This window comes from Streptomyces yaizuensis, from assembly GCF_034961445.1.
In the GTDB taxonomy this organism is placed as follows: domain Bacteria; phylum Actinomycetota; class Actinomycetes; order Streptomycetales; family Streptomycetaceae; genus Streptomyces; species Streptomyces yaizuensis.
Window position 1 is genome coordinate 112193 of the sequence record NZ_BSBI01000010.1, and the last position, 17076, is coordinate 129268.

The 17076-nt window shown below is 70.5% G+C and carries 19 protein-coding genes and 1 CRISPR repeat array; of the genes, 13 read left to right on the plus strand and 6 right to left on the minus strand.

Annotated elements, in window-relative coordinates; genetic code table 11:
• The first annotated feature begins 84 nt into the window (after positions 1 to 84).
• The 4 genes from SYYSPA8_RS23235 (at position 85) to SYYSPA8_RS23250 (ending at position 3486) form a co-directional block, all read left to right on the plus strand.
• Positions 85 to 1260: a cyanobactin maturation protease PatG family protein gene (locus tag SYYSPA8_RS23235; RefSeq protein ID WP_323449219.1), complete on the plus strand. Its 1176-nt coding sequence runs from the start codon at positions 85 to 87 to the stop codon at positions 1258 to 1260.
• 39 nt (positions 1261 to 1299) lie between these two features.
• Positions 1300 to 1533 (plus strand): hypothetical protein, encoded by a 234-nt coding sequence (locus SYYSPA8_RS23240; protein ID WP_323449220.1) that lies wholly within the window; start codon positions 1300 to 1302, stop codon positions 1531 to 1533.
• A gap of 84 nt (positions 1534 to 1617) precedes the next feature.
• Positions 1618 to 2478: a S8 family serine peptidase gene (locus SYYSPA8_RS23245; RefSeq protein ID WP_323449221.1), complete on the plus strand. Its 861-nt coding sequence runs from the start codon at positions 1618 to 1620 to the stop codon at positions 2476 to 2478.
• A 141-nt stretch (positions 2479 to 2619) separates the two neighbouring features.
• Complete coding sequence (locus SYYSPA8_RS23250) at positions 2620 to 3486, plus strand: hypothetical protein (RefSeq protein WP_323449222.1); 867 nt, start codon at positions 2620 to 2622, stop codon at positions 3484 to 3486.
• A gap of 59 nt (positions 3487 to 3545) precedes the next feature.
• On the opposite strand, the gene SYYSPA8_RS23255 is transcribed toward SYYSPA8_RS23250, so the two are convergent.
• The 3 genes from SYYSPA8_RS23255 to SYYSPA8_RS23265 are packed head-to-tail and all read right to left on the minus strand — an operon-like array spanning position 3546 to position 4755.
• Entirely contained in the window at positions 3546 to 3728 is a 183-nt protein-coding gene (locus tag SYYSPA8_RS23255; protein WP_323449223.1) for a DUF397 domain-containing protein, read from the minus strand.
• A 12-nt stretch (positions 3729 to 3740) separates the two neighbouring features.
• A complete protein-coding gene (locus SYYSPA8_RS23260; RefSeq protein ID WP_323449224.1) occupies positions 3741 to 3938 on the minus strand; it encodes a DUF397 domain-containing protein in 198 nt (65 codons plus the stop codon).
• Positions 3928 to 4755 (minus strand): helix-turn-helix domain-containing protein, encoded by an 828-nt coding sequence (locus SYYSPA8_RS23265; RefSeq protein ID WP_323449225.1) that lies wholly within the window; start codon positions 4753 to 4755, stop codon positions 3928 to 3930. The genes SYYSPA8_RS23260 and SYYSPA8_RS23265 overlap by 11 nt, the downstream gene beginning before the upstream one ends.
• 123 nt (positions 4756 to 4878) lie before the next feature.
• On the opposite strand from SYYSPA8_RS23265, the gene SYYSPA8_RS23270 reads away from it, so the two are divergent.
• Entirely contained in the window at positions 4879 to 5199 is a 321-nt protein-coding gene (locus SYYSPA8_RS23270) for a hypothetical protein (protein ID WP_323449226.1), read from the plus strand.
• A complete protein-coding gene (locus tag SYYSPA8_RS23275; RefSeq protein WP_323449227.1) occupies positions 5196 to 5339 on the plus strand; it encodes a hypothetical protein in 144 nt (47 codons plus the stop codon). Before SYYSPA8_RS23270 ends, SYYSPA8_RS23275 begins: the two co-directional genes overlap by 4 nt.
• 94 nt (positions 5340 to 5433) lie before the next feature.
• Here SYYSPA8_RS23275 and SYYSPA8_RS23280 read toward each other — a convergent pair whose 3' ends face one another.
• Both SYYSPA8_RS23280 and SYYSPA8_RS23285 read right to left on the minus strand, forming a co-directional pair.
• Positions 5434 to 6972 (minus strand): serine/threonine protein kinase, encoded by a 1539-nt coding sequence (locus tag SYYSPA8_RS23280; RefSeq protein WP_323449228.1) that lies wholly within the window; start codon positions 6970 to 6972, stop codon positions 5434 to 5436.
• Between the two features lie 754 nt (positions 6973 to 7726).
• Positions 7727 to 8377 carry a hypothetical protein gene (locus SYYSPA8_RS23285; RefSeq protein ID WP_323449229.1) on the minus strand — a complete coding sequence of 217 codons (651 nt, stop codon included), beginning with the start codon at positions 8375 to 8377 and terminating at the stop codon, positions 7727 to 7729.
• A 414-nt stretch (positions 8378 to 8791) separates the two neighbouring features.
• On the opposite strand from SYYSPA8_RS23285, the gene SYYSPA8_RS23290 reads away from it, so the two are divergent.
• The 3 genes from SYYSPA8_RS23290 to SYYSPA8_RS23300 all read left to right on the plus strand — a co-directional run bounded on the left by SYYSPA8_RS23290 (position 8792) and on the right by SYYSPA8_RS23300 (position 11804).
• Positions 8792 to 9193, plus strand: coding sequence for a hypothetical protein (locus SYYSPA8_RS23290; protein WP_323449230.1), 402 nt, complete (start codon positions 8792 to 8794; stop codon positions 9191 to 9193).
• A 6-nt stretch (positions 9194 to 9199) separates the two neighbouring features.
• Positions 9200 to 9847, plus strand: a complete 648-nt coding sequence (locus SYYSPA8_RS23295) for a hypothetical protein (RefSeq protein ID WP_323449231.1) — start codon at positions 9200 to 9202, stop codon at positions 9845 to 9847.
• 261 nt (positions 9848 to 10108) lie between these two features.
• Positions 10109 to 10809: direct repeats of the CRISPR family, unit length 29 nt; unit sequence CTGCTCCCCGCCCGCGCGGGGATGGTCCC.
• Between the two features lie 173 nt (positions 10810 to 10982).
• Complete coding sequence (locus SYYSPA8_RS23300; protein WP_323449232.1) at positions 10983 to 11804, plus strand: APH(3'') family aminoglycoside O-phosphotransferase; 822 nt, start codon at positions 10983 to 10985, stop codon at positions 11802 to 11804.
• A gap of 15 nt (positions 11805 to 11819) precedes the next feature.
• On the opposite strand, the gene SYYSPA8_RS23305 is transcribed toward SYYSPA8_RS23300, so the two are convergent.
• Positions 11820 to 12404, minus strand: a complete 585-nt coding sequence (locus SYYSPA8_RS23305) for a Uma2 family endonuclease (protein ID WP_323449233.1) — start codon at positions 12402 to 12404, stop codon at positions 11820 to 11822.
• Between the two features lie 144 nt (positions 12405 to 12548).
• Here SYYSPA8_RS23305 and SYYSPA8_RS23310 point away from each other — a divergent pair, with 144 nt between their 5' ends.
• The 4 genes from SYYSPA8_RS23310 (at position 12549) to SYYSPA8_RS23325 (ending at position 17045) form a co-directional block, all read left to right on the plus strand.
• Entirely contained in the window at positions 12549 to 13196 is a 648-nt protein-coding gene (locus SYYSPA8_RS23310; RefSeq protein WP_407706065.1) for an RNA polymerase sigma factor, read from the plus strand.
• A complete protein-coding gene (locus tag SYYSPA8_RS23315; RefSeq protein WP_323449235.1) occupies positions 13184 to 14269 on the plus strand; it encodes a CU044_5270 family protein in 1086 nt (361 codons plus the stop codon). Before SYYSPA8_RS23310 ends, SYYSPA8_RS23315 begins: the two co-directional genes overlap by 13 nt.
• A 144-nt stretch (positions 14270 to 14413) precedes the next feature.
• Positions 14414 to 15544: a glycosyltransferase family 2 protein gene (locus SYYSPA8_RS23320; protein WP_323449236.1), complete on the plus strand. Its 1131-nt coding sequence runs from the start codon at positions 14414 to 14416 to the stop codon at positions 15542 to 15544.
• Between the two features lie 4 nt (positions 15545 to 15548).
• Positions 15549 to 17045, plus strand: a complete 1497-nt coding sequence (locus SYYSPA8_RS23325; protein WP_323449237.1) for a DUF6056 family protein — start codon at positions 15549 to 15551, stop codon at positions 17043 to 17045.
• The last annotated feature ends 31 nt before the right edge of the window (positions 17046 to 17076 follow it).

The window sequence follows — 17076 nt, forward strand, 5'->3', positions numbered from 1 at the left end:
TTTTCAGAGCGTTCCCGCCCGGCAGCGCGAGGCAGTGGCTGTGCGAGCAGTGACCGCGCGAGACAGTGACCGGAGGAGTGAGCGATGCAGTCCGAACCGTCGGAACCGCCGGCACCGTCGGCACCGGCCGAACCGATCCAGAGCGCGACGACCCCCCTCGCCGGTGCGGAGGTGCGCCCGCCGCCCGCCGAGGACGGCCCGGCCGGCCCCGGGAGCGCCGTCACCCAGGCGGGCTGCGGCTGCGGCGACCCAGCCGACACCGCCGACGAGGCGGGCTGCGGCTGCCATCCCCACGGCCCCCACGGGCAGCACGGCCCCCATGGTCACCACGGCCATCACGGTCACCACGGCTGTGGCGGCCACCACGAGCATCACGGCTGCCACGATCACCACGGCGACGGCCACGGCCACGGCCACGATCACCACGGCCACCACTGCGGCCATCACGGCGGCCATGACCACCACGGGTACGGGCCTGGCGACCCGCAGTTCGTCTACGTCCTCGGCCGCGTCCACGCCGTCTTCCCCGACATCTCCGTCCAGCACGAGTTCCTCCAGGTCGCGGCGGAGACCGAGGACCACGGGGCCCCCGACCGCACCGACGCCGAAGCCGTCTACCGGGTCCTCTCCGACCCCGCCAACCGCTACCTCGCCCGCCAGGTCTGCTACGTCCTCTCCGTCCAGGGAGTCGACACGTACATCCTGGAAGCGGCCGACCCCGTCGAGCTGGACGAACTCGTCGAAGCCCTGCGCCCCGTCCGTGACCAGCGCGACCTGGCCGTCGTCGTCGGCGTCCTCGGCCCCGTCGCCCACCCCTCCCGCTGCCAGGGCCTCGCCGTGCCCGTCGTCGACGTCGCCAAGATCTGGGCGTTCGACCGCAAGGACCTGATCAAGGCGATCGAGCCCCCGGCCGGCACCCCGCGCAAACAGTTCCGGAAGTCGGCCCGCGCGCTCCTCGACCGTCTGCTCCAACTCGCCGACAACGCCGGCACGAGCCCCGCCGACCGGGCGCTGACCTATGTCACCGTCCGCGACGAGGAGATCTACCAGCGGACCAACGAGGCGTACGCCGAGGGCTACACGCTCTCGGCGGTCGACACCGTGCCCTCCCGGCTCTCCGGCCCCCAGACCGTGATCACCGTGATCTTCTCCTTCACCCACCGCAGCACCAATGTCACCGAGAAATGCTCGGTCCGGGTCGGAGTCGAGGGACTGTTCCCGTACTTGGTGACCCCGCTCCAGAGCTACTACGACCGCTGAAAGAGAAGAAGCCGGCAGAGAAGAAGAAGGCGAACGGACATGACCCTCCCCGGATTCGCCGCCACCCGGGCGGCCCCCGGCGGCCCGCACCACGGCGGCAGCGCACGAGCCCGCCCGGCGGACCGTGCCGATCGCGTACTGCTCCAGCAGTTCACCTGTGAGGAGGAAATGGGCCCGCCCTGCTACAACTCGGTCTGCAAGAGATACGCGCACGACCCCGAGAGCATGCGCCACTGCATGGAGAAGTGCGTCCACGACCGGTGCGCCGTCTGAGACGGCGAACGTGTCCCGCCGGGCCCGGCCCGTGCGGGGCACCCCCGTGACCGAACAGCCCGAACAGCCCCCGGACGGCCGCTCGTGGAACCCCTGGACCAAGTCGGACTCACCCGCCTGCGGGAGCGGACGACGGGCCGCCCCTCGGTGGTCGTCGCCCTGATCGACGGCCGCGTCGACCCGGCCGCCGCGCGGGCGACCGTACGCGAACTCCGCCCCGGCACCCGCCCCGGCGCCCCGGACGCCTGCGGCCGCGACGACGTCTGCTGCGCCCACGGCACGTTCGTCGCCGCCCTGCTGGCCGCCGCCCCCGGCGGCATCTGCCCCGGCTGCACCCTGCTCGTACGCCCCCTCTTCACCGACCAGGCCGCTTCCGGGCGCCCGGGGACCTGTCTCACCGGCGTACGAACCGGCGAACTCGCCACCGCCATCACCGAGGCCGTCGACGCGGGCGCGCACGTCCTCAACCTGAGCCTCGCCCAGCCCGCCCCCTCCCCCTCCGGCGCCCGTGACGGCGCCCTCGAAACGGCTCTCGACCACGCCGCCGACCGGGGCACGATCGTCGTGGTGGCCGCCGGCAACCAGGGCCGGGTGGGCGCGACGGTCCTCACCGCCCACCCGTGGACGATCCCGGTCGTGGCGTACGACCGCACCGGCCGCCCCCTGCCCCAGTCCAACCTGGGCCGCTCCATCGGCCGCGACGGCATCGGCGCCCCCGGCGACCGGATCACCGCCCCGGGCAGCCGCGCCTGCCTGAGCGGTACGAGCGCGGCCGCGCCCTTCGTCACGGGCACGGCCGCGCTGCTGCTCTCCGCCGTCCCGGGGGCGACCCCGGCGGCCGTCCGGTACGCGCTGACCCACACCCCGGGCCGCCGCACCTCGGTCGTGCCGCCGCTGCTGGACGCGTGGACCGCCCGCACACTGCTGAGTACGGTCAGCAGGTGACGCGAACACCGCCGTGACGATTCGGGCGGGAGGGAGTTGGAGCAGGGAAGGCGCCTGCGACCCGTACAGCGGCCTGTACGGCGGATCGACGCAGGCGGCACGGCCCGGACAGACGTTGGGCAGGCAGGGGGGCCATTCCACATGACCGTGTTGATCCTCACCGGCCGGGACGACGTGACCACCGACCTGGTGGTCCGGCGGCTCGCCGAGAAGCACCGGACGGTGCACCGGCTCACTTTCGACGACGACGTGATCCTCAGCGGCACTCCGGGCCAGATCACGATCAAGGACGCTCACCGCGTCACGACCAACCCCAGGAGCGTGTACTGGCGCAGCCCCGGACCCGTCCAGTCCGAGCGGGCCAAGGCGCTGGTCGGCCTGTTGCGGACCCTTCCCGACCTGGTGTGGGTCAACCACCCCGACAACAACGAGCGGGCGCGGCACAAACCGGGACAGCTCACCGTCGCGGAGGAGTGCGGCTTCCTCGTACCCGACACGCTGATCTCCAACGACCCGGACGAGATCCGCGTCTTCCACCGAAACCACCCGGATCACATCGCCAAGCCGCTGCACCAGGGCGAGGTGTTCATCCCGTTGGGGAACGGCATGGTCCACCAGCGCCGGATCTTCAAGAGGTACGACATCCGGGTCACGGTGGTCGGGGGACGGCTCTTCCCGTGCCGGATCCGGTCCGGCCTGCTGGACTGGCGGGAGGACCCGGAGGCCGTGTACGAGCCGGCGGCGGCGCCGCGCGAGATCGTGAAGGCGATCTACCGTTTCATGGAGTGGTACGGGCTGTACTACGCGGCGTTCGACTTCGCTGTATCGGCGGCGGGTCCGTGGTACTTCCTGGAGTGCAATCCGGACGGCCAGTTCGGCTGGCTGGAGCGGAGGACGGGGCTGTCGATCTCGTCGGCGCTGGCGACGCTGCTGGCGGAGGAGCCGGACATCCAGAGCGATCTGAACTCGCGGGTGGGGGAGCACCGGCGTTCCAGCGGCCAGGGATAAGGGGAAGGGGAAGGGCCCCGGGCGCGGGATCACGCGTCCGGGGCCCTTCGGCTGTGCGTTTACGCGGTCAGTTCACGGACGAACGCGGTCCAGGTGTCCGCACGGAAGACGAGCGGGGTGCCGTGGGGGACCTTGCTGTCGCGGACGGGGACGAGGCCGGGGAGGTCGTCGCTGACCTCCAGGCATTCACCGCCGCTGCCGCCGCTGTGACTGGACTTGCGCCAGCGCAGTTCACTGATCATGTGCGGTGCTCCTCACGTGGTCAGTTCATTGAGGAAAGAGTCCCAAGAGGAGGTGCGGAAGACGAGGGTGGGACCGGCCACGACCTTGCTGTCGCGGACGGGGACGAGCCCGGGGAAGTCGGCGGAGACCTCCACGCAGTCGCCGCCGCTGCCGCCGCTGTAGCTGGACTTCGTCCACCGGGCCTGGCGAAGCCGGTGCTCACTGATCACTTTCGAACTCCTTTGCCACGTGCTCAAGCAGGGCCAGCGACGACGCCATGGGCAGCGCGTCCCCCAGGGCGAGATCGTAGGACGAGTCGATGTCGCGCACGATGGCCGGATGGTCGTGAATGCGCCCAGTTTTCAGCCCCTCGACATAGGCCACCGGGGGCGCGTCCTCGAAGCGAAGGAGCCACACCATGCTCTCCAACAGGGCGTGTGCACCGATCTCCATGGGGAGGATGTGCAGCCGGATCCGGCCCTGGCGGGCGAGGTCCGCGATGTGCCGTAACTGTTCGGCCATGACGGCGCGACCGCCGACCGGGCGACGGATGGCGGCCTCGTCCAGGAGCACCCAGAACTCGCGGTCGGGGTCCTTGAGCAGGGCGGATCGCTCCATCCGGATCCCTACGCTACGGTCTATGCCCTCTTTGGTGTAGTTGGCGTGGAAGGCTTCAAACACTGCCCGGGCGTAATCGGGGGTCTGGAGGATCCCGGGGATCAGGGCGGCTCCGTAGTACTTGAGCACGCGGGCGAGGGCCTCCAGCTCGGCGGCCGTGGCGAAGTGGTCCGGAAATCGACCCTCGTCCATTGACTTCCGCCAGCGGTGGAAGAAGCCGTCCGTCCCGAGGATCTGATCCAGCCGCTTCGCGTCGTCGGGCCGGGGGCGCCGTCGCCCCGCCTCGAAGTGGGCGATCATCTGCGGCGAGATCACGCACTGCTCACCCAGCTGCGCCTGGGTCAGCCCCGCCTTGTTCCTGCGTCGGGCCAGCTCATCGCCGTAGAACTCCTGCGGCGACCGATGCCGGCTGTCGTCTTTGTCAGCCATGCCGACCAACACCCTTCTCTCCATTGAGGCTTGGAGGGGTCTCACGTCTTCCGCAGGCTAGCGCCCAGGGGCGACGATGTATGCACGTTCCGCAACAACACACCCCGAAAGAGGTGAAGTTTCGTGTTTCCCCCGAAAAACCGCGCGCACGGGACCGAGCCGCCGCACCGGCAGCCGCTCCGCCACGAGTCCGAGGCCGCGTGGACGGTGACCCGTACGCTCGGCGGCCGGGTCGATCTGGTGGACTTCCACGACGGTGACGCCGCGCAGGTCTACATCCCGCTGACGGTGTCGGACGGCGCCATGGGCCGGGCGACGGGCCTGTACCTGGCCCCGTACGAGGCGGAGGTGCTGGCGGCCGAGCTGATCGCGGCCCTGCGCGCGGCGAATGAGATGCGCAGGCCCCAGCCGTTCCGCCGAAATCAGGCCGGGGGGCCGGAATGAGTCTTAGGCGCCCTCTGCGGCGTCGGCTGCGTCGCTGCATAGCCACGCTCTACGTGCTGGTCTACCTGGGCTCGGTCGCGCTGTTACTGACCAGCGTGCTGCGCCCGCGCCTGTACGACTCGTTCGTCCAGGCACTCTGAAAAGCCCCCGGTCCGCCCCTGCCCCTGAGGCGGCCCGGGTCCCCGCCCCGGCCGGGCCCACGCCTCCCCGGCCGGGGCACTTCTGTGCGGTCCGTCAGTTGTTCCGGTTTTTCCGGTTCAGGACGGCCACTTCGGCGGTGGCGGATTTTCCGTTCCGGAGGAACCGCAGATGGAGTTCGTCGTCCACGAGATCCAGGGTGACGGTGAGGCTCTCCAGGGGGGAGGGAGGGCCGGGGGTGTCCGTTTCCAGTACGGCGGCGCAGGCGGCGTTGTCGTTGGTGGCGCTGTCGGCGGTGGCCCGCCGGCCGTCGAGGGACTGGAACCGGAGGTCCCCGTCGCAGAGGATCCGCCCGTCGGCGGGGTCGCGGGCGTACCAGGCACCCATGGAGGCGCCGGGCTCGGCGGTCATGCTGATGTCGGCTTCCAGGGCCCCTGGCCGGGAGTTCTCGACGTCCTGGTGGAAGGCGGTCATGCCCTGCCATGTGCCGTTGAAGTCGGAGCTGCGGGTGTTCGGTCTGTTCGGTTTGTTCGCGGGCTCGTCCCTGAAGTAGTAGGGCAGGAACTGGTCGGCGGCCCAGGTGCAGATCAGGGCGAGGAGGAGGGGGAGCAGCAGCCGGTAGGGGTGCCTTTTGGCGGGGCTCGGTGTCCGCGTCCGGGTCGGTGTCCGTGCGGGTGGGTCGTCGGGTTCGGTGCGGGGGCCGGTGACCTGTTCCGGGGTGTGCGGCTTCGGTATCTCCTGGGGCTCCAGATTCAGCAGGGCGACGGCCGCCCGGGAGACCTCTTCGACCACGGCAGGGGGGAGCCACCCCGTACCCACCGGGGCGGTTGTGCCGTCCGGGGTGAGAGAGTCGAGGATTTCGGCGGGGGACGGGCGATCGGCGGGGTCCTTGGCCAGGCAGGCGGCCACGATGTCGCTGACGACCGGGTCCATGGGCCCGAGCAGGGGCTCGTCGTGGACCACTTGGTAGAGGAGCGCGTGGGCGGAGGTACCCGGGAACGGGGACCGGCCAGTGGCCGCGTAGGCGAGGACGGCGCCGAGGGCGAAGACGTCGGACGCGCCCGTGACCGTACCGCCGGAGACGGCCTCGGGGGAGATGTAGCCGGGCGTCCCGATGGGGCCGGCGGTGCTGAGGCTGGAGGTGGCGGTCTCCAGGGCGCGGACGATGCCGAAGTCGATGAGGAGGGGCCCGTCGAGGGTGAGCAGTACGTTGGCGGGTTTCACATCGCGATGCACGAGCCCGAGGGCATGCACGACCCCCAGCGCTTCGGCGAGCCCGGCCCCCAGCCCCCGGACGGATCGCGCGGGCAGGGGCCCATGGTCACTGACGGCCCGGGAGACGGAGGGCGCGGCGACGTACTCGGTGGCGACCCAGGGCGCTTCGGCACCGGGATCGGCGTCGAGGACGGGGGTGGTCCACCGCCCGCCGACCCGCCGCAGGGAGTCGACCTCGCGCCGGAAGCGCTCGCGGAACTCGCCGTCGAAGGCGATGTGCGGATGAACAACCTTGATGGCGACGGTCCGCCCCCCGACACTCCGCCCGAGATAGACCCGTCCCATCCCCCCGGCATCGAGCCGCCCGAGCAGCCGATACGGCCCGATGCGGCGCGGTGCGCTCGGCTCCAGCGGCTGCATCCATCCTCCTCACGACTGCGCCGCGCACGTCCGGCTTTCGGCTTCCGGAAAGCTAGCGCACCCGCGTTGCTCCCAGGGAGAGTTCGGGGGAAACCGGCGAGGTGGCGCCGTACCCCACGTAACTCTTCCAGGCCGCAGCCGAACGTTTCGATGTCCTCGGGGGATCATCATGCTTTGCGCCTGGCGGCCTTGGGGCCTGGCTGGGGGTGAACGGCTGCGTTGTGGGGGGCTGGGGTGGGTACTGTGGCCTCGGTCGTGCCTGGGCCGACGGAAAGTCCGTGATGCCGGTATCTGCGGAAGTGGTCAAAAACGCTGGGGCGCGCCGATAAAGCCCCAGGTCGCGAGCGGTGGTCCCCGCGCACGCGGGGATGGTCCCTCCTGGCACACGCACATTCACGCGGTCGTGTGGTGGTCCCCGCGCACGCGGGGATGGTCCCGGGACCGTCGACCTTCGCACGGGCCGACTCCGGTGGTCCCCGCGCACGCGGGGATGGTCCCCCTTCGGGCGACTACGGGTGGCCGGTACGGCCGTGGTCCCCGCACACGCGGGGGATGGTCCCTGTGGCGGCACACTCGCCGTTGATCGAGAAGTGTGGTCCCCGCGCACGCGGGGATGGTTTCTAGGTTCAACATCTCAGCAGACGGCAATGGTCGGAGTTGGTCAGCGATCTTGCGCGGAAGTCCTCACGGAAGATCACTCGTTCGGGGATCCTCCGTGAGGACTTGCTTCCGGCGGCGGAGCGTCCCGGCCTCGCTATCGCCCAGGGCTGACCAACTCGGCGAGGAAGGCGGCGTTGGTATCGGTGTCGTGCCCGAGAGTGATGCCGTGGCGGGGCAGGCCGGACAAGCGCTGGGCGAGGTCGTGGTGTTGGGCCTTACCGTCGTTGTCCAGGGTTGGGAGGAGACTGAACACATCCGGGTAGCGGTCTTCCGTTCCTTCGGTGAAGAAGTCGACGGTGGTCAGCTCCCGGCCGTCATCGACCGCCGCCGGACCGGTGCCGGGGCTGATGCGAGGGAAGAGAAGCCGGGCGGCCAGGCCCTTGGTTGCCAGGGGCATTCCGAGCCAGGTGGCGAGTTGGTCGGGGAAGAACTGGGGCTTGAGTTCCTTGCCGTTCTCGTTCCGCAGTGGCTCGCGGGAGCCTGTGGTGAGGGCGTCGGTGACGCGTTGGTGCTGGGTGGGGTGCAGGCACTGGCCCGACAAGGCCCGGTGGCGGACGCCGTCGTAGAGGCCGAGCGCGTCGAGAAGCCCGAGCCCGATGCCGGCGGCCGCCGGCCAGGGCAGCACCCGCAGACGCCCGTCCTCGGTGTCGGGGCGGATGAAGACGCGGTCGTTGGCCAGCAGGCGCCAGCCCCGCGCGGGCGAGCAGCAGGCCCGTGGTGGTCTTCCCGGCGCCCTTCCCGCCAAGGGTGAGAACCATGCCGTCATCCTTGACGGCGGCGGAGGCGTGGAGGATCAGCGCGGATCTTGTGGTCCGTGTCTGCGAGAAGGCGTTGCTCGGCGAGGTCGAGTCAGGGAACGACCACAGTGGGAGCGGCCTTGGACTGGGCTGCCCCGTACAACGGCCGCTGGTGCGCTACCGCGCGCGGGTTCGTTCCCAATGAGCCCCTTGCGCTTCTATGGCATGCAGCATGCTCCGATCTCGGCGGTGTCCGTACACGAATTACCGGTACGGTTCGGCTCAGACGCGATGTTCGAAAGCCTGCTCCGGGCGCTGGGGAGGCGTTCACTGCGCAGAGTCCGCGACGGACAGCCGCACCTGTATTGGAGGGCTGAGCCTTGAGGGGTGTATCTAGGTTATTTGCAGGGGCTTTTGGGATCTTGGTCATTCTGGCTTCCTCAAGCTCTGCTCACGCTGCGCCGCCACCGCAGTGGAACAAGAACAAGAAGTGTCAGCAGGAGGACTTGGAAGGTCGTGTCGTTCTCACTCGCCACGGGAACGGCGAACTAGGATGGCGCCATTTCTCGGGCAGGCACAACATCAAGAAGTGCAGAGTTGTCAACGGGCCGATCAACGGCAAGCCGGACAAGGTGACCGGTGCCCGCCTGGAGTACTGGGGCTACGCCATCAACGGATCACGGCAGGTGAAGATCGTCGTCATCGCTCAGCACTCGCGTAAAACCGCCGATGGGAGGTATGACGCCGGGCGCGGCCAGAAGATCGGTGTCATTACTGCCTACTGCAAGGGCATGAACAGATGCCCGGACTGGGTTAATGAGTGAGATTGAATGTATGAGGAAAGCGCTGAGCAGCAGGCGGAGATCACCAGTCTGCTGCTCTACTACATCCAGGCACCTTTTGTTGGGGTCAGCTGCGTGAGGGGGGTTCTCCCTTCTCCGGTGGCAGCGGACTCGGTACGCATTGTTACCGGCGAGGCGAATGCCTATGCCTTCACCCACCCTGGCGATCTGCGAGTCTACGAAATCCCGCTTCACGTAAATGGGGAACTCCTCACAGGATATGGCGTTGTTGAAATCCTGCGAGCTTTGCACACTGGTACACACATCGTTCCGAGCGTCCGTCTCGGCAGAGTCATGGGCATGCCTCTGATCCAGGTCGACGCGGCAGCCGCCAGGGCCAGGGCTGCGGAATCGGATGACAGAGCCCTCGTCATCCTCCGCACTCTCGTGCACCCGGTCACCGAGGCGGAGCCTGATCCGCGTTTGCTCGGATTCCTCTGCCAAGAGCCGGATCGGTTGCGGCTTTACCTCGACACGGAGGAAAGCCCTGTTGTGCTTGCGGCCGACGTCCGGCCGTCCGGCGCTCTGACTGCCCTGCTCGCGGCTCTGCCATCTCTGATCACTGAGGAGGAGAGGATGACGGCCAGCGAGATGGACCCGCACGCCGCGCACGAGATCGACCTCACCTACTGGTAGCTGGGGTGGCACGCTCAGCCTGTTACCCCGGCGCGAGCCTGGCGGCGGACGACTCTGCGGGCCTCCGCGTGATGCCCCCGCGCTACCCCGCAGCCTGCTTGCCTCTGGTTTTGCGTTCCGTTGGAACGGCTGTGTTGTCGCTGTTGGGGTGGGTACGGTGGCCTCGGTTGCTCTCGAACCTGTGGAAGGTCCGTAATGTCGCGATCTTTGGAAGTGGTAAAAAACGCTGCGGTGCCGCGATAAAGCCCCAGGTCGCGTGCTCTGCTCCCCGCCCGCGCGGGGATGGTCCCCCCAGAAGCGTGGAGAGCGTGGTGCTGTGCAGCTGCTCCCCGCCCGCGCGGGGATGGTCCCTTCGGTCGACAGCTGAGTTCCGTCTTCCGGCCCTGCTCCCCGCCCGCGCGGGGATGGTCCCCCTGACGCCCCCCCGCAAAGGCCCTGGCGTCCCCTGCTCCCCGCCCGCGCGGGGATGGTCCCTTCGGCGTGCTCGTGCAGGGCGAGGGTCAGGCCTGCTCCCCGCCCGCGCGGGGATGGTCCCGGCGAGCACCTTCTCATCGGCGGACGGCTCGCCTGCTCCCCGCCCGCGCGGGGATGGTCCCAGCGCCGTGAGAGCGTCGCCGTCGCCGGTCGGCTGCTCCCCGCCCGCGCGGGGATGGTCCCAACGCCCGCCGAATCCCGGCTCGTGGCGGCCGCTGCTCCCCGCCCGCGCGGGGATGGTCCCGTCGAGGAAGACGCCTGGGACGTCCTGCGGATCTGCTCCCCGCACGCGCGGGGATGGTCCCCCGAAGCCCTCGCCCAGGCGGAGCAGTGCGCCCTGCTCCCTGCACGCGCGGGGATGGTCCCGGTCGCGACCAGGCCTCCCCCGGTGACCGGGGCTGCTCCCTGCACGCGCGGGGATGGTCCCCCGGCCTCCTTCTGGAAGACCTCCATGGCGGCCTGCTCCCCGCACGCGCGGGGATGGCCCCGCTCACGCGCTCGTGGCGTTCACCCGGGGCACGTGCTCCCCGCCCGCGCGGGGTCTCCCCACAAGCAGGGCGCACACGACCACTCGCCCCCAACCTGCAACCACACCAACTCAACTCCCCCAGAAGGCATCTGGCACACAGCACCACCCGCATCCACTGGCTACGCTGCCCACATGATCGACGCGCCCCGCACGTACCACGACCTGCTGCCCGGCGGCCCCTCCCAAGGCTGGGAGCCCGTCACCGGAGGCGAATCCGGAGCCGCCGTGTTCCGGTCCGCCGACGGGTCCCGGTACGCCAAGTGCGTCCCCGCCGACCCGGCCGCGCTGCGCGAGTTGGAGGCTGAGCGGGACCGGGTCGCCTGGCTCGCCGGGCAGGGGGTGCCGGGGCCCCGGGCTGTCGACTGGCGGGTGCGTGGCTTCGCAGCATGTCTGGTGACCAGCGCGGTGCCAGGTGTGCCCGCCGACCGACTGTCGGCGGATCGGCTCGCGGCGGCCTGGGGGCGGATCGCCGATGCCGTACGGAAGTTGCACGCGCTGCCCGTCTCCGAGTGCCCCTTCGAGCGCGGACTCGGGCGGATGTTCGAGCTGGCGCGGGATGTCGTCGCGCGAGGTGCCGTCGAGGCGGACTTTCTGCCCGAGGAGCAGCGGGACATGCCCCCCGCCGAACTGCTCGCGCGGCTCGTGCCGCAGCTCGATCAGCGGATCGCGCAGGAAGCCGCCACGGCCGTGGTCTGTCACGGGGACCTGTGCCTGCCGAACATCGTCCTGGACCCGGAGACCCTGGACGTGAACGGCTTCATCGACCTCGGCCGGCTCGGGCGGGCCGACCCGTACGCGGATATCTCGCTTCTCCTCGCCAACGCGCGCGAGACCTGGCCCGACGAGGAGCGGGCGCGGGCCGCCGACGAGGAGTTCGCCGAGCGGTACGGGGTGGTCCTCGACCGGGAACGGCAGCGGTTCTATCTCCATCTCGACCCGCTGACCTGGGGGTGAGCCGGGACGCCCCGGTCAGTCTCGGGGGAATCCGTCGGTCGCCAGCGTCAGCCCCACCGCCGTGCCCGTGAGGTCGACGGGGTCACCGAAGTCGACCCGCCTCTCCATCGTGTACTCCCCGTCCTTGGGGTTCGTGGAGAGCAGGCACCGGCCGGTGTACGGGTCGATGATCAGATAGGCGGGGACCTCCGCCACCGCGTACGCGTCCCGCTTGGGGCCGTAGTCGTTCACGCCGGTGCTCTCGGAGATGACCTCGGCGACGAACTCGACGTCCTCGTAACGCCACCGGCCGTCCTCATCGGGCTTCGAGCCGTCCCGCAGCTTCGCCACATCGGGGCAGAAGCCGTTCAAGTGGCCGGGGAAGTCGATTCGTACGTCCGACAGGGCGATTACATCCATGCCGAACTCGTCCTCAAGAGCCCTGACGACTCTCCGGATGATCTGCCAGTGCGTGTTGCGCTGTGGCGACATGAAGACGGCTCCCCTGACGATCTCGACCCTGTATCCGTCGGGGATGGGTTCGAGCTGCTGGAAAAGCCTGTCCAGCCTGCTCGCGTCGGTGTTGCCGGCCATGTCGATCCTGTCCTCAACGACGGTCACGTGGCACTCCCTCCCCGCTGCCGCCTCGAACGCAGGCAGTCGCCTCGTACAACGATACGCACGCCCCAAGGTCACGCTCCGGTGACTTTCCGGCCCGGCCCGTCCCTGCCGTGAACCAATCGGAACGCTGCGGTCAACAGCAGGATGACAGGCTTGCCCTTGACCCGTGGAGCTGATGTGACCGGACCGCCGGCCGTCCCCGAGCCGGATGACGCCGAGGTGGTCGCCCGATCGTGGGAGCTGCCCGACGCGTTCGCGGTGCTCTACGACCGTCACGCACCCGATATTCACCGGTATGCCGTGCGGCGGCTGGGGGAGAGCGTGGCCGAGGACATCATGGCCGAGACCTTTCTCATCGCGTTCCGGAGCCGGCGGCGGTACGACCTGTCCCGGCGGAGTGCGCGGCCGTGGCTGTACGGGATCGCGGCGAAGCTGATCGGGGGGCACCGGCGCAGGGAGGAGCGGGCGCTGCGGGCCATGGCCCGGACGGGTGAGGATCCGCTCGCGGAGGCGTGGAGCGACCGGGCCGACGAGCGGATCGCCGAGCGGATCGCCGTGCAGGCGCCGCTCGCCGGGGCGCTGGCCGGGCTCTCGCCCGGGGACCGGCATGTTCTGCTGCTCGTGGCCTGGGCCGATCTCAGTTATCAGGATGTCGCCGAGGCGCTGCGGATTCCGCTGGGTACCGTACGGTCCCGGCTCAACCGGGCGCGGCGCAAGGTGCGGGCCGCGCTCATCGCCGATCCCGCTTTTCTTCTCGACGGCACGGAGCTGACCCCGGCATGGACGAGCTGAACCGCGTGCGCGGGCTGCGCGCGCACCCCCCGGCTCCCGATCACGCGGTGATCGCGGCGGGTCGGCGCCAGCTCGCCGACGCCATCGCGGAGGACCGGCGTACCCGGGCCGGGGGCCGCTACCGGCGGCGGCTGCGGCGGCTCGCCGGCGACTGGCGGGTCACCGCACTGGGCGCCGCCACCGCCGTGGCCCTCGCCGCCGTCCTCGCCACACAGATCACCAGCGAGACGACGGGACAGCCCGAGTTGCCGGCAGCGGGCGGGTCCGGCGGGACCGCCGGAGTGCTGGAGCGCGCCGCCGAAGTCGTCGCGCGGCAGCCTGATCCCCCCGTACCGGCCGCCGGTCAGTGGATCTACACCCGGAGTGTCCAGTCCGATCAGCCCGCCCGGCAGCGGCCCGGCACCACTTACCAGCAGTCCCTGACCATGCCCGGCGACGGCCACGGCGAGCCCGAGCACTGGATTCCGTTCACCCTCGGGGACGGCGACACCCGCCCCGGCACCACCGGCGCTCTCTCCCCGTACGCCCTGTACGAGGCCGTCGCCGCGCTCCCCGAGGAACCGCTGCTCGTCGTCCGCGAGGCCCGCGAGATCTTCCCCGCGCTGCGGAAACCCGGGGACGAGCCCGGCGGGCAGTTCGCCGAGAGCCCCGACGAACACGCGTTCCGGGCACTCGGCGAGGTCGTCGCGTCGTACCCGCTGCCCACCGCGTCACTCGCACGGGTCTACCGCGCGCTCGCGACCGTGCCCGGTGTCGTCGTCCACGAGGACTTCGTGGTAGACGCGGCGGGCCGCCGGGCCATCGCCATCACCCGGGCCGACCGGGCCGACCGGGCCGCGACCCTCCGCAGCGAGATCCTGATCGATCCCCGCGACTACCGCTATCTGGGTCAGCGGACCGTCGCCGGACGGGATGCCGGCCAGGACGGCGACGGAAGCGCCGACAGGAACGGCGGCAGGCACGCCGACGGCAACGGCGGCCCGGAAACGGAACGCATCTCGGAAGGAGACGTCCTCTACAGCGAGGCCCGAATCGCGGTGGCGGTGGTGGACCGGGAGGGTCAACGACCATGACCCCGGGGGATGAGCCGCGTCAAGGCGGCGCGGTGTCCCCGGTTCCCCAGCCGTCTGCCCGCGCACTATGTAGCTCTCACGTCACAGCGGGGGCGGTGCGCCCGAGTCATCGGGGCACAGCGACCCAGAGCTAGGAAAGCAGCGATGTCACAGATTTCGATTGTCGTTCCGTGCTTCAACGAGAGTGAGGTGATCGAAACCTTCCACACCACCCTCGTCGGTGTGCTGGAACCGACCGGGCGGGAGTACGAGATCTGCTACGTCGACGACGGCAGCAGCGACCACACCCGCGCCCATCTCCAGGAACTCGCGTCCGCCGACCGACGGACGCGGTACACCTCCTTCAGCCGCAACTTCGGCAAGGAGTCGGCGATGCTCGCGGGGCTGCGGATGTCCCGGGGGGAAGCCGTCGTCCTCATGGACGCGGACCTCCAGCACCCGCCCGGCCTCATCCCCCGGATGCTCGAACTCCAGGGCCACGGCTACGACCAGGTCGTCGCCCAGCGGGACCGCTCCGGCGACGGGATGGTCCGGACCATGCTGAGCCAGGCGTACTACCGGCTGGTCCGGCGCTTCATGGACGTCGAGGTCGTCGACGGCGCCGGTGATTTCCGGCTGCTGTCGCGGCGGGCCGTCAACGCCCTGCTGTCGCTCCCGGAGAGCAATCGGTTCTCCAAGGGGATGTTCTCCTGGATCGGGTTCGACACGGTCACCTTCCAGTACGAGAACGTGCAGCGCGCCGCCGGCCAGTCCAAGTGGGGCGGCCGCCGGCTCCTCAACTACGGCATCGACGGGCTGCTCTCCTTCAACAGCCGCCCGCTGCGGATGGCGATCCACGGCGGGCTGTGGCTCTTCCTCTCCGCCCTCGCCTACGCGCTCTGGATCATCGTGAACGTCCTCGTGGACGGGGTCGACACCCCCGGCTACGCCACCCTCGTCGCCGTCATCATCGGGATGAGCGGGGTGCAGATCGCGACCCTGGGGATCATCGGCGAGTATGTGGGTCGCATCTATCACGAGGCCAAACGCCGGCCCCACTACGTGGTCCGCGAGACCAGCGGGGCCGGTGGGGCAGGCGGGACCGGCGGGAACGGTGACCTCGGCGAGGACGGCAGGACCGGAGGGGCGGCGGCCGACGACCGCCTCCCCACCGGCACCACCGGCGCCACCAGCCCCGGCACCGCCGGCCCCGGCACCGGCGATCAGCAGCTCGCTCTGCCGGACAGCGCGCTCGCCGGGCCGCCCGGCCGCCGTACCGGCAAAGGACAGTGGTGAACCCATGGCCATAGGAACGACCGAGACCGCCTCCGCCGCCGCGCCCGACCCGGCCGGCGGCGGCCCCGGGGGAGGGGACCGCCGCCCCTCCTGGCCGTTCGCGCTCGCGCTCCTGCCGGTGGGGCTGTTCCTCCTCGCCTCCTGGTACGGGCGCCATGTGCGGCCCAGCGCCGACGAGTGGTGCTTCCTGCCGCACGTGCGCGACGAGGGCGTTCTCGGACTGATCGACAAGTTCTGGACCCTCGACAACGGCCGCCTCGGCAACGGCCTCCTCGTCGGCCTGTACGCGGAATTCCCCGTCGCCGGACACCAGTGGTACGGGCCCGTCAGCGTCGCCGTGATGCTCCTGCTGCTCTGGGGGGTCACCGCCGCGCTGCTGCGCCGGGCCGTGGTGACCGTCCCGCGCGGGGTGCCGCTGCTGGTGGCCGGGATGGTCGCCACCGTCTTCCTCTTCGCGACGCCCAACACGTACAAGACGTTCTACTGGCCCGCCGCCTCCGTCTCGCACACCCTGGCGCCGGTGCTCTGCGTCGCCGCCGCGATCCCGCTGCTGCGCGGGCGCGGCCGCCGGGGCCGGATCACCGCGCTCGCGGTCGCCGCCGGGGCGGGCGTGTTCATGGGCACCCTCTCCGAGGAGGCGTCCGTCGTCTCGCTCGTCGTCCTCGGCGGGGTCGTCCTCTTCGCGCCGCTGCTCCTCGCCGAACGGGTCCGCCGCACCGCGCGGATCTGGGCCGTCACCGGCGGCGTGGGCATCCTGGTGGGGACGCTGATCCTCTACACCTCGCCCGGCTCCCGCAACCGCCGGGAGCGGTTCGACGCCGAGCGCATGTCGATGCTCTCCCCGGAGGCCCTGGGCGGCTCGCTGCGGGGCTTCCTGGAGATCCTCGCCATCACCGTCACGAATTGGCAGTACGTGGGTGCCGTGGCCGCGGGTGTGCTCCTCGGGCTGCTCGCGCGAGGCGGAAGCGGTGCCGGCGGCGGGGTGCTGCTGCCGCTGCGCGCCCGCGTCGTGCTGCCGCTGATGGCCGCCGCGTTCCTGGTCTCCGGCTACCTGTGCACCGTGATCACATACCCCGTCTTCCAGGAGCGGGTGGTCACCACCGAGCGCACCTGGAACGACTATCTGCTCGTCTGGGTGGTCCTGCTGGTCGCCGCCGGAGGCTTCCTCGGCCGGTGGCTGCGGGGCCGGGGGAGCGCGGTCGTACCGGCCGCCCTCGCGGGCGCGGCCCTGGCGTGCGTCGCGAGCGTGGTGGGGGTGGCCGTGCCGCTGGTGGACCTCGCGGACCGGATGGAGGTCCGGGCCGAGCGCTGGGACCGGCAGGACGCCCATCTGCGGGCGGCGGCCGCGCGGGGCGAGACGGTCATGCCGTACACCCCGACCAAGGTGGGGAAGATGCTGGAGCCCTTCTCGCAGAACGGGAAGCGGAAGTGGCCGGCGCAGTGCGTCGCCGACTACTACGACCTGGAGAAGGTGGTGTACGCGCCCGAGCCGCGCTGGTGAGGTGACCGGTCTTCGGACATCGGCGTACGGC